Annotated in this window: 12 protein-coding genes and 1 pseudogene; 1 reads left to right on the top strand and 12 read right to left on the bottom strand. The window is 37.8% G+C overall.

Annotated features, from left to right (window positions below):
• Nucleotides 1–110 precede the first annotated feature (110 nt).
• The 4 genes from ACTWQM_RS05535 to ACTWQM_RS05520 all read right to left on the bottom strand — a co-directional run bounded on the left by ACTWQM_RS05535 (nucleotide 111) and on the right by ACTWQM_RS05520 (nucleotide 2493).
• Nucleotides 111–263, bottom strand: a complete 153-nt coding sequence (locus ACTWQM_RS05535) for a hypothetical protein (RefSeq protein ID WP_443257190.1) — start codon at nucleotides 261–263, stop codon at nucleotides 111–113.
• A gap of 76 nt (nucleotides 264–339) precedes the next feature.
• A complete protein-coding gene (locus ACTWQM_RS05530; protein WP_443257189.1) occupies nucleotides 340–1053 on the bottom strand; it encodes a hypothetical protein in 714 nt (237 codons plus the stop codon).
• Nucleotides 1054–1497: 444 nt separating this feature from the next.
• Entirely contained in the window at nucleotides 1498–1986 is a 489-nt protein-coding gene (locus tag ACTWQM_RS05525) for a hypothetical protein (RefSeq protein ID WP_443257188.1), read from the bottom strand.
• A 108-nt stretch (nucleotides 1987–2094) separates the two neighbouring features.
• Nucleotides 2095–2493 (bottom strand): hypothetical protein, encoded by a 399-nt coding sequence (locus ACTWQM_RS05520; RefSeq protein ID WP_443257187.1) that lies wholly within the window; start codon nucleotides 2491–2493, stop codon nucleotides 2095–2097.
• Between the two features lie 221 nt (nucleotides 2494–2714).
• Here ACTWQM_RS05520 and ACTWQM_RS05515 point away from each other — a divergent pair.
• Nucleotides 2715–3061: pseudogene (locus tag ACTWQM_RS05515) on the top strand (IS110 family transposase); the annotation flags it as partial.
• Nucleotides 3062–3274: 213 nt separating this feature from the next.
• On the opposite strand, the gene ACTWQM_RS05510 reads toward ACTWQM_RS05515, so the two are convergent.
• From ACTWQM_RS05510 to ACTWQM_RS05475, 8 genes are all read right to left on the bottom strand, one after another.
• The gene (locus ACTWQM_RS05510; RefSeq protein ID WP_443257186.1) at nucleotides 3275–4465 is read right to left on the bottom strand and encodes a NupC/NupG family nucleoside CNT transporter; all 1191 of its coding nucleotides are present in this window, start codon (nucleotides 4463–4465) and stop codon (nucleotides 3275–3277) included.
• Between the two features lie 184 nt (nucleotides 4466–4649).
• Nucleotides 4650–4886: a hypothetical protein gene (locus tag ACTWQM_RS05505; protein ID WP_443257185.1), complete on the bottom strand. Its 237-nt coding sequence runs from the start codon at nucleotides 4884–4886 to the stop codon at nucleotides 4650–4652.
• 85 nt (nucleotides 4887–4971) lie between these two features.
• Nucleotides 4972–6264 (bottom strand): NCS2 family permease, encoded by a 1293-nt coding sequence (locus ACTWQM_RS05500; protein WP_443257184.1) that lies wholly within the window; start codon nucleotides 6262–6264, stop codon nucleotides 4972–4974.
• Between the two features lie 122 nt (nucleotides 6265–6386).
• The gene (locus tag ACTWQM_RS05495) at nucleotides 6387–6521 is read right to left on the bottom strand and encodes a hypothetical protein (RefSeq protein WP_443257183.1); all 135 of its coding nucleotides are present in this window, start codon (nucleotides 6519–6521) and stop codon (nucleotides 6387–6389) included.
• Nucleotides 6522–6589: 68 nt separating this feature from the next.
• Nucleotides 6590–7846, bottom strand: coding sequence for a 2-oxoglutarate dehydrogenase complex dihydrolipoyllysine-residue succinyltransferase (gene odhB / locus ACTWQM_RS05490; RefSeq protein WP_443257182.1), 1257 nt, complete (start codon nucleotides 7844–7846; stop codon nucleotides 6590–6592).
• Nucleotides 7833–10697: a 2-oxoglutarate dehydrogenase E1 component gene (locus tag ACTWQM_RS05485; protein ID WP_443257181.1), complete on the bottom strand. Its 2865-nt coding sequence runs from the start codon at nucleotides 10695–10697 to the stop codon at nucleotides 7833–7835. The genes odhB and ACTWQM_RS05485 overlap by 14 nt, the downstream gene beginning before the upstream one ends.
• Nucleotides 10698–11154: 457 nt before the next feature.
• Nucleotides 11155–11628: a tRNA (uridine(34)/cytosine(34)/5-carboxymethylaminomethyluridine(34)-2'-O)-methyltransferase TrmL gene (gene trmL / locus ACTWQM_RS05480; RefSeq protein ID WP_443257180.1), complete on the bottom strand. Its 474-nt coding sequence runs from the start codon at nucleotides 11626–11628 to the stop codon at nucleotides 11155–11157.
• Nucleotides 11629–11670: 42 nt separating this feature from the next.
• Complete coding sequence (locus ACTWQM_RS05475; RefSeq protein ID WP_443257179.1) at nucleotides 11671–12516, bottom strand: amidase domain-containing protein; 846 nt, start codon at nucleotides 12514–12516, stop codon at nucleotides 11671–11673.
• Nucleotides 12517–12572 lie beyond the last annotated feature (56 nt).

Genomic DNA, 12572 nt, shown 5'->3' with positions numbered 1-12572 from the left:
ATTCAGTTATTTTATTTTCCAAAGAAATAGAGGAACGTCACCTTAAATCTGACGTTCCTCTTGTTGTGTTAAAGCACCCTATAGTTGAAGGAGAAACATATTTAAGCGAGTTATCCTTTTCTTTTTAAATAGCGAGTTATTGCCAGAACAATTGCTGAAATAATCAGTAGCGTCGAAATTAGTAGAACGTTTGCAGTACCAATAGGTGTAAAAAAACCTAAAAGTAGCATAATTAACCCAAAAATAATTAACCCTAAAATCATTCCAATTCCCCCTATTTTTCTGTACACCCTTGTAAGTCCTTATTAAACAATCGCACCCTATAGTTGAACAAGACTATTAAGAAAGATTTGTGAGTTTAAAGAAATCAGGCTCTGGTTTCATCAATTTTGTACCTTTTTCTGATTGAAAATAAATTTCTTTTTCGTTTTCATAAAGAACCTTTATATCCATATCCCCGAAATCAATTACACTTGATTTTTTACGTGGCAATGCTTCTTCTTTCCAATCAATAGCTTCATTTATAAAACCAACAATTTGCTGTATTTTAATCTTATCTTTTATCTCAGAACATTTTTCATCATTTAAACTTTGATAAATGCAAATACTTTCTGGGACATTACTAATCCAAGTTGTTGAGTTATATATTGGGGTTTTGTCAAAGCTGACCTCTGTTTGTTCTTTATATTGATTATAGTGAGATGAAATGCTTAATTCACCGTCGAACCCCTCTTTTCTCCACCTTGAATGAAATCCGCTCCAATCATTTTCTGGGTCATTATCATTAAGTGCTGAACCTTCGTATTCTATATTCCAACCAAGTTTAGGAAGTTCTTTTAAGTAAAACTCATATATATCAGCCCAACGATTTCCATTTAGAACATATTCGTGTTCAGTCGGTTCCAATCCCTCGAATAAAGGGATATCTTCGTGTTTTTCAGGGATAATGGACATCCCCTGATAAGTATCATCAGTAATTTTTTGAAATACAAACCAGCCCACAACAATCAAAACTAATATAACACTAAAAATAAACCAATTTACTTTTTTCATTTCATCCTCCCCTCAAGTGTTTCATTTTTATATATGTTTATTTATAGTTTAACATTTTCATTTATTAACCTGCCTCAATAGTGAAAAAGGGTTCCTACCGCAGTTGTAGAAACGCACCCGTTAGCTTAAATAGAAATCTCAAAGCACGTGACTAATAAATCATTTGTCTTTCTTTGAAAACCAAAAAAATATAAAACCGAACAAAACAAAACCTATAATAATAGATAAAGCAGATTTACTAATAAATGAATAAAAGTCCGCAGTTATAATTTGTAATGGTTCATAATCAAATATTTGTGTAAACAAAAATAACAAAATCAATATTATAAAAACACTTCTCATTGGTGTTAAACACCCCTATATACTGTTTAATCCGTTTGCTCACCCTAAGTAACGTTCTTCTTATTCAAGATAAGCACCTTTTAGCTTAAGAAAGATAGTTACTTAACCCTCTTCACTTAATTTTTCTGCATTATCTCGAAAAGCTTTTACTTGAGGGAATAATTCCCCGTCAATTATTTTTTTGAATTTTTCTTGGTCTATCTCCTCCCCGTTATAAGAGGTAATGGTTTGAAAAATACTATCCAAATCATCTCTTATTTTGCTGTAATTTGAAGTATCAGCATCAAGTAAATATTTCAGTCCTTGTTCATAAGCATCTACTGTTATTCGAGTAAATCCAACATTATCAAGGTACTGTGAGTGAAAGGTTTCGAAGGTTGAAATTCTTAATAAAGTATCATCCAAGAGAGCCTTATCCCTAGCATCCACAGCTCTAACAGTACCCGTAATATGATTTTTAAAAATAAGTAGTTCCTTTTTTAATACTTCACTTTTAACTTCCTCGTTCTTTTGATACAGGCTAAACGAAAGTACACTTAATACTATTATAATAAGTGACATTATGATTAAAACACTGCGTTTTGATTTCACCTAATCCCTCCTTCAGCCAATCTTTTCTTATACTAAACTGCTATAGTTGAACAAGATATGACTTCTCCTTATTGAAGTAAAGCCCCGTTACTTAAAGAATAATCTGAGCTACTTATATTCACTTTTTTTCTTCATTTCTTTTATATCTATACGGAATTCGTCTAAGGATGTTTTGGAATAACTTATTTCTTTCAGGACGAATTCTTCTTTGTTTGGTTTGTGTCTAAGTTCATAGTTTAAATCGTATAATGTTTCTTTTTGTAGAAGATTCCACACATTTTTATTGAAAGTAAATGTGAGTTCTTCAGGTAGGTGGTCTGTATTAAACGTTATAAATCTAGCCGTATACTTCACCTCTTCTGGAGATACCTCAACCTTCTCTTTCTCAATCAGTTCTCCAGGTGGACTAGTCATCTCTGTTACAGGGTAACTATCTTCTTTAATAATTAGAAAGTAACCTGCAATTACAATACCAAGGATGGATATTAAAGCAATTATTTTTTTCAAATCGTCCCCCCCCCTTGCAGTATGATATAATTCATCTTCTCATTTATGAACTTCTTCGAGCCTAACCGTTATTACCGCTATAATTGCTTTAGCTTTATTAAACAAACCTGCACCGTTAGCATTCCTGTAGAACGTTAAATTTGAAGTTTGAAAAAAATAGAGCCCCTCGATAAGATGATTATAGGCCAAAAACAAATCAAATCTTAAGGAGGAAACTCTACATGAAGTATAAAATGCAAGACAAACAAAATCAACTTATAGAAAGAATCTCAGACCAACATCTCGTCGTTGGAGTGGATATTGCACAACAATTCCATGTAGCTCGCGCTGTAAATTACAGAGGTATTGTGATTGGTGATCCACTCACTTTTGAAAATGATGAGATTGGCTTTGCTGGATTACAAGAATGGATGAACGAATTAAAGGATTTAAAAGGTTGTCGTACCGAATTTGTTGGAATGGAACCTACACTGGACATTATTGGTTAAATTTATCTCAATGGCTCTATGATCAGAGTATTGATGTCGTGACGGTTAACCCTCTCCACGTTAAAAACACTACAATAAATATTTCACTCTCGCGAATTTACTTGTGAATTATTCTGTGAATAGACATTAAAAACTCTTTCCAACCTTGATATAACAACAAGAAAACACACGATATTCTCCTTGTGAAAATCCGTGTGTTTTATGATGTGTTTTTAATGTTTGCACCTCTGAAGTGAACCCGTTAAGAATCCATCTGAGCGCTTTTATTTGGTACTATTATTTTAGAGGGCTTACTATAAGAATATTCCTGCCACTGTAGCAGATAAAATTGATGCGAGTGTAGCACCAATTAATAGCTTCATTCCAAAGCCAGAAACCTTAACTGCCTTTTCGCTGTCAATAGCCTGCACTGTACCCGCGATAATTCCAATGGATGAAAAGTTGGCAAAGCTTGTTAGAAACACAGATACGATTCCGATTGTTTTCTCGGACATGCTTCCTAGCATTTTTTCAAACTCCAGCATAGCCACAAATTCATTGGTAACAATCTTGGTACCCATTATTCCGCCAGCTTCAATAACCTCACCAGGTGCAATGCCCATTAAAATACCTATCGGAGCTATTATATATCCTAGAATTTGCTGTAAGGTAACTCCAGCAAACACTGATTGTATAATCCAATTTACTAATTCTAATGAAGCGATAAACGCAACAAGCATTGCTGCAACGATTAAGGCAATTTTACCACCATCGAGTGCACCATTACCCATCGCCTCAAAAATACTTTTATCATTTGATACATCTTTCACATCAACATGATCTTCCTCTGGCGCTACATTAACCGGTGAAATAACGGATGAAATCATCAGCGCACTAAACATGTTAAGCGGTAACGCAACAAGTACATATTCAGGTGGCAAGATCTGAATATATGCCCCAACAATTGAAGCCGAAACAGATCCCATCGCTGATGCACTCACAATATACAGCCGGTTTTTATCCAAGTGGTGAAACTGTGATTTAATCGCTAGTAATGCTTCAGATTGACCGAAGAAAATACTATTTACTGCATTAAACGACTCCACCTTTGGTAAACCAGTAATTTTTGACAAGAACCCGCCAAAATATTTAATAATCGGTGGTAAGATTCTCAGATAGGTCAGCACGGACAGAATGGTTGAGAAAAAGATAATTAGCAGTAAGACATCAAAGAAGAAAATGCTTCCACCTTCTGTACGTGCAACCCCACCAAGTATAAAGTTAATACCTTCCATGCCAAATTCAATTAATTTATTAAACCCAGCCGAAATACCGTTTATGATTGTCTGTCCAATTTCAGTAGCAAACATAAACCACGTTATTAAAAATTGCGATGCTAACATAACGATGATGCCTTTATAATTTATATTTTTCTTATCATTGGACATCAAAAATGCTAGTCCGAGGACGATGATGATTGCTAGAAAACCGAGAAGAATATCCACGGATGCAGCCTCCCTTATAGTTGATTAAATGTTGTTGTAACTGCTTACAATAACGCTTTCCATAAATGATTCTAGCAGGTTGTCAGACGTCATGCAAGTTAAATTTTTTCCAATTTGTGCACTGTGTTAGTAATACCCTACATTGAATCTTTTAACAGCTTTAATTTGACTGCTCATGGGACACTCATAATAATGTAAGCAGCGGATTTGTATCCGTGGGTTGCACTACCTTCTGGGGATTCACCACCTTCTTCTGCCGATTCACCACCTTCTTCTGCCGATTCACCACCTTCTTCTGCCGATTCACCACCTTCTTCTGCCGATTCACCACCTTCTTCTGCCGATTCAGCATCTTCTTCTGGGGATTCAGCACTCTCTTCTGTTGATTTAGCTCCTCCTTCTGCTGATTCAGCACACTCATTCCGTATCTCCTTCTGCTAAAAGCGAATACCAGTAAAAAAAGACCCTAGCTACGATTCGCTAGAGTCCCATGTATATTTATTTTATTAATGTGCCGGGAAAAAGATCATTTGCAAGACGAACACTATTCCAAAGAAATATAAAATCCAGTGGACATCTTTTCCTTTACCGGTGGCTAATTTTAATAATGGATATGTTATAAATCCAATCGATATCCCTGTTGCAATACTGGATGTCAGTGGCATTGTTAAAATAATTGCAAACGCTGGAAATGCCTCATCAAATGTTTTCCAGTCAATTCGTGCCAGTCCTTCCATCATAAAACATCCTACAATAATTAATACAGGAGCTGTAATTGCAGGTAAGCCAGCTATCGCACCTACAACCGGTGTGAAGAAAATGGAAATTGTAAATAATCCAGCGATAACTAATGCCGTTAAGCCTGTGCGCCCACCTGCCGCAACCCCAGAAGAAGATTCGACATATGCTGAAGAAGGACTTGTACCAAACATTGAACCTACTGTCGTTGCCGTAGCGTCAGCTAATAATGCTGATTTTGCCCGTGGCATTTTTCCATCTTTAATAAATCCTGCTTGTTCTGCAACACCAATCATAGTTCCAGTTGTATCAAAAATCGTTACCAATAAAAATGCGAAAACAACTGTATAAAGTCCGTTAGCAAAAACTCCACCAATATCGATATCAAAGAACACTGGCATCGGAGGTATCGATGTGAATCCTTCTGTAAATTCCAGCTGACCGGTAAAATAAGCGATGATACCTGTAGCCAGCATACCTAGAAATAAGGCTCCTTTAATATTTCGAGCCATTAAAATTAATGTTATAAATAACCCAGCCAACGTTAATAGAGTCATAGGTTGGTGAAGGTCACCAAATCCAACCATATTTGCCTCATTTGGCACGACAATACCAGACATCTTCAAACCTAGAAATGCTATGAATAAACCAATTCCCGAAGTAATTCCAAATTTTAGTGAAGGTGGTATTGCCCATATCAATGTTTCACGTAACTTTGTAAGACTTAATAAAACAAAGAGAATACCTGCCAGAAACACCGCTCCGAATACTACCTGATAGGATAACCCCTGAGATGCAACAACACTGGCAAAATAAGCATTCAACCCCATGCCTGGCGCAATTGCGATTGGGTAGTTGGCTCCCAATGCCATGAACACCGTTCCAACAACTGCGGCTATGACCGTAGCCATAAATACTTGATCAAATGGTACCCCTGCCGAAGAAAGGATTGCCGGGTTTACCACAACAATATAGACCATCGTTAAGAATGTAGTTATTCCTGCAACAAACTCTGTTTGGATTGTTGTATTGTTTTGCTTTAGTTTAAATAGTTTTTCCAATGGAGTTCACCTTACTTCCGAATAATTATAATCACAAGTAATATAATATTCGTTTTTAGAATAGAATGCAATACCTATAAACGATTTCTATCGCAAATTCTGAGCTTAATCATTATTTTAGGTTATGTAACAATATGTGCAGTTAATCCAGATACTCGTTCTGTTGATTCACCATCCTCTTCTGTCGATTCAGCACTCTCTTCCACTGATTCAGCACCCTCTTCCCCCATTCGCACCCACCGAAAAAATTGCAACATACAAAAAACCCCGCTTTGACATTCATCAAAGCGAGGTTCAGGTTCACATATAGTTTCTATCTAGTTAATTATCCTTCTAACAAGAGATCATATGGATCTTCAAGCAATTCTTTAATTCTAACTAAGAACTGCACCGCATCTTTTCCGTCAACAATACGGTGATCATATGATACTGCAAGGTACATCATTGGGCGTACTTCAATGGTATCATCCGGCATTACCATTGGACGTTTTTGGATATTGTGCATGCCAAGGATTCCTACTTGTGGTGCATTTAAGATAGGTGTTGACATCATTGATCCAAACGTTCCCCCATTTGTAATGGTAAATGTACCACCTTGTAGGTCATTCAATCCTAATTCTTTATTAATAGCTTTCTTGCCTAAGTTGCCAATTTCACGTTCAACCCCAGCAAAGTCAAGACGATCAGCATCTCGAACAACTGGCACTACAAGGCCTTCTTCAGTTGAAACAGCAATTCCGATGTCATAGAATTTTTTCATTACAATCTCGTTACCTTGAATCTCCGCATTCAATAATGGGAATTCTTTCAATGCACCGATTACTGCTTTAGTAAAGAATGACATAAAGCCAAGTTTAACATCATGTTTCTTAATAAAGTTTTCTTTGCGTTCACTGCGAAGCTTCATAACATTTGTCATGTCCACTTCGTTAAAAGTTGTCAGCATCGCTGCTTCTTGCTGAACTTCAACAAGACGGTTAGCAATCGTTTGACGACGACGGCTCATTTTCACGCGTTCAACAGGCTTGTCAAACTCTGTTTTCTCGGATTTCTTAGGTTCTTCTTTTTTAGCTGGCTTGGATTCTTTCTTATCACTGCCACCTTTTGCTGCAGAATCAACATCTTCAGGGCGGATACGACCTAATGGATCACGTGCCTGAACACTGCTTAAGTCAATACCTAACTCGCGTGCACGCTTACGAGCAGCAGGTGAGGCAATAACATCTTGCTTATTATCAGAAGCGTCTTCTTTCACTGGCTCTTTTGCTTCTTCTTTCTTTTCTTCTTTAGGCTCTTCGCTAGCTTTCTCTTTTGGTTCTTCGGCTGAGGTATCCGCGCCAGCTTCACCATTTTCATCTATTTTAGCAATTACGTCGCCTACTTCAACATCTTCGCCTTCTTCACTGACAATTTCAGTAATTACACCGGCAAAGTCGGAGTTAACTTCTACATTCACTTTATCTGTTTCCAGTTCTACAACTGGATCACCTTTTTCAATTTTGTCGCCTTTTTTCACTAACCACTCGGCAATTGTACCTTCTGTAATGGACTCTGCAAGCTCTGGAATTTTAATTTCGTTCACTGGAATTTCCTCCTTTTGACGGATTAATCGCTTCTCGTACTATTCGGTTCTGTTCTGTTTTGTGAATGTTCGGCTCACCAACCGCTGGTGAGGAACGGTCTGGACGGCCTATATAACGTAGCGATTGACCCTCGTTCAACAAGTCTCTTAAGTAATCATCCACGAAATCCCAGCTGCCCATGTTTTTTGGCTCTTCCTGTACCCAGACAACTTCCTCAAGATTTGGAAGTTCTTTTACTGCTTTTTCCAACTCGTTTTCCGGGAATGGATAAATTTGCTCTAATCGAAATGCACGAAGCCAATCATAATTTTCTTCTGAATTGTCAATTGCATCTTCAATATCAACCATTACTTTACCACTACCGATTAATAAACGCTTTGCATTTTTCTTACTTACTTTCAAGTTTGGCTGCTGTCTCAACGGTTCGAATTTTCCTTCTGTAAACTCTTTCGCTTCAGAGGCAACGCGCTGATTCCGTAATAGGCTCTTCGGGGTCATTAACACTAATGGTCGTGCTGCCTCTTTATCACGTAGTGCTGCCTGACGACGAATTAAATGGAAGAATTGTGCAGATGATGTTACATTTGCTACTATCCAGTTTTTCTCGGCAGCCATTTGTAGAAAGCGTTCCAACCGTGCACTAGAATGCTCCGGACCCTGACCTTCATAACCATGCGGTAAAAGCATTACCATATTGGACTTTTCGCCCCATTTCGCTCGGCTTGCTGCTATAAATTGATCAAAAATAACCTGACCGGCATTCGCAAAATCACCAAACTGTGCTTCCCAAATAACCAGCGTATTCTTTGACTGTACACTATACCCGTATTCGAACCCTAATACACCTGCTTCTGAAAGCGGACTATTTCGAATATCGAACGATGCTTTAGCTTGATCTAATCCATGCAATGGTGAATAGGTTTCAGCTGTTTTAACATCATGTAAAACCATATGTCTGTGTGCAAATGTTCCCCGCTCCGTATCCTGACCTGTTAATCGGATAGGAATTCCATCATTTAAAATAGATGCATATGTTAAAGCCTCGCCCGCACCCCAGTCCGCTTTGTTTCCTTCTTCCAAAACATTTTCGCGACGCTTTAGAATCTTTTCAAGTTTTTTAAATCCGGTAAATCCTTCTGGGCGCTTCAATAAACCAGCATTTAAAGCTTTCAAATCCTCAAGTGGAATTGCTGTTTCAAAACCACCAAGGCCATTTGATAATGCTTTTGGCATATTCTTTGCTTCAGCCTCACCTGTCTTGTTTTCTTTCATACTGTCATAAATGCCCCGAAGACCGGATTCAACTTGGTCCTTAATTTTTTCAAATTCATCATTATCAACAACACCTTCAACCTTCAGTCTATCGGCAAAAACATTTGCTGCTGTTAAATGATCATCAATATCCTGATATAGATCTGGTTGTGTTGTTCGTGGTTCATCCATTTCATTATGTCCATAGCGGCGATAGCCTACAAGATCAATAAGAAAGTCTTTATTGAATTTTTGTCGATATTCATAAGCAATTTTAATTGCAGAAACACATGCAATTGGATCATCAGCATTAACATGAATAATCGGTATTTCAAATCCCTTTGCCAAATCACTGGCATATCGGGTTGACCGCCCATCTTCCTGACTTGTTGTGTAACCAACAAGGTTATTTGCAATTATATGAAGTGTTCCACCAGTCTTGTAACCAGGCAAGCCACTTAAATTCAATGTTTCCGCAACGACACCCTCACCGATAAATGCTGCATCACCATGAATTAAAACACCTATTGCTTTTTTAATATCCTGTTCCGGATAACCGCTTCCTGACCGATCATCCTGAGCTGCACGTGCAAACCCTTCAACGACCGGGTTTACAAATTCGAGGTGTGACGGATTATGTGCTAGTGTGATTCGAGTTTCGGTTTCATCACCATCTTTTACTTCTTTTGTTGCACCAAAGTGATACTTCACGTCACCAGTCCATCCATAATTAATCCCTGTAGATCCCTCAGATGGAATTAGTTCTTTGTCTGGTGAATGGTGGAATTCAGAAAATATTCTATCATAAGGTTTTCCTAAAACGTGTGCCAACACGCTTAAACGTCCACGATGGGCCATTCCCATCATTATATGTTCAACTTTTTCCTCAGTCGCATACTTAACAATGCGATCGAGCATTGGAACCATTGCTTCCAAACCTTCAATCGAAAAGCGCTTCTGTCCAACAAAAGTTTTCTGAAGAAACCCTTCAAACCCTTCTACATGAGCAAGACGTTCAAGTAACTGCCTTTGTTCTTCATTGGAAAGTTTTAAATGAAATTCTCCGGATTCAATTCGTTCCAGAAGCCATGTCCGTTCATCATCGTTATTGACATGATCATATTCGAATGTAATCGTTCCAGAATACAGCTTTTTCAACTTTTGTATAACGTCAAATCCGTCTTCTACACCACTTGGTGATCGCTCCCATAACCAAGATGCAGGCATACTTCGTAAATCCTGTTCTGACAATCCATAGGTTTTTGGATTAACTAATTCTGTATCACGCTCTTTACTCCCTACCGGATAGATGTCCGCTTCCAAATGCCCGAAACGACGAATAGCCTCAACAAGTTTCATTGCTGAGGTTAGCTTTTTAACATTATCTATAGACGGCGCTGATTCAGATGTTGCCTGCATGGTTCCTTTTGATTGGTTCAGCCATTCAGGAGCTCCATGCTCATCAAAGATTTCTCTCAGTGATGGATCAACAGCTTCATGATTTTCTTTGTACAAATCATATTGTTCTTCAATATACCCCATATTCGGACCATGAAAAGTACCCCAGAATCTTTCGTTAGATTCTTCATTCTGTGCCACGTCTTATACCCCCATTAGAAGTTAACTTTACCCCGTTGCAAAACGGTCTTTTACACTCATGTTTTATTATAGAACTCTACTATGATTACATCAACTAATATACCCTATTTTGTTAAGAGAAACAACAAACAATCAGCCATTAATAATTATTTCATAAACATGACATATCTTCTGGTTCACATTAGGTTAATTATTCGGTATAATAAGGACATAATTATATTAATGCGTACTTTACATATAGAATAAAAGGAGGAAAACGTCATGAAATTAGCATTATTAATGGGCGTTATTGTAACATTTATCGTATCTTGCTTCACTTCAGGTTACGATGCAAAACCTGGAGTTCCTAAAAAGGACCAGTAATAACGAATAACAAGAGCCGCCATGTACACATACATGACGGCCTTTTTAGCATCTAAGGTTTTCACCATTAAGCTAAGACCTCCTAAGATACAGGCTATTCCAGCCCTGAAAAACCACGCTGTCTTAATGCTTCATAAATAATTATCGCTGATGTGTTGGACAAATTTAACGACCGTACTTTATCACTCATGTGAATTCGCAAGCACCTGTCTTCTTTTCCCTCTAGAAGGCTTTTCGGAATTCCGTCCGTCTCGCGGCCAAATACAAAGAACAGATCTTCATCACTATTACTGTAATCATATTCCGTATAATACTTTGTACCAAAGTTTTCAATATAATAAAACGTTCCTTCTGGATATGTAGCATATAAGTCCTGAATTGAATCGTATTCTAGAATATCGACGTTTTTCCAATAATCTAGTCCAGCTCGTTTCACCATTCTATCATCAGTAGAAAACCCAAGAGGATGGATCAAATGCAGCGTTGCATCTGTTGCTAGACAAGTTCTTGCGATATTGCCCGTATTTGCAGGGATCTCTGGTTGATATAATACAATATTTATACTCACTGTTCATTCTCCTTATTCGATTAATACCTACATCATTATACACTACTCACCAATTCGAAAAAACTTATACTGAATATCAGAGGTCCATGCTGTTGAATCCTCATACGACCAATAACGGTTTCGACTATTATCAGTATGTGCATTAACCAGTGGCATTCCGTTTGCGTCTTTGGCCACGACAATTGTATTATGATCCCATTTACCATTTCCTTGAAAATCATAGCAAATGACATCTCCAGGTATTAGGTCCTGAGCTGACTCCTTTTCTTTGCCTTTTAACCCTGCTGTTGATCCACTTAAATACCAGCGTAAGGAATGTGCAACCGCCCAACTGTAACTCCAATTATCCGCCTGATACCACCAGCCATTCCCTCGATTAGGCATACCACGCATGGGAGCACCTCCAGCACGTAAGCACTGTGAGATATAATTTGTACAGTCTACATCGAACTTACGATAAGCAGGATTATAACTGTTCCACCAGTGTTCAGCATATTGAACTGCTGCACGTCGATCATAGGTGAAACGTTCGTCAGCCAAATTACGGATCTCAGTTACTTCCATTGATGGTGTATCAACCTTCACATCCTTTTGTTCCACCATCTTATGATCTGTTATGTCCCCTTTTTCTATCCGAAACTGATAGGGGATAACTTGTTCCTCCCTGATGAATTGCCCTTCCTGCTTCATTAAAAACGATAAATGGAGTAAATATTGATAGGTTATTTTATTAGAATAACGAAGTCCTTCGAAAAATTGTCCCCTGCCACTGATTCGAACAATCTCCACATTCCTGTCACGACTAACTGCTTTTTTCCGTTTCCACCAATCCTCATTAACCTCTTGACCTTGAAAAAAATTCAACCACATATTTTTAATCTTTTCCATAAAAAAATCCCCTCCACTTTAAGTATATGGAGGGAACCTCTAATTAATTGCAATTG

Origin of the sequence: Virgibacillus sp. L01, assembly GCF_052246775.1 — a bacterium.
Lineage (GTDB): Bacteria > Bacillota > Bacilli > Bacillales > Amphibacillaceae > Lentibacillus.
This window is presented reverse-complemented; position numbering and strand designations above follow the sequence as displayed.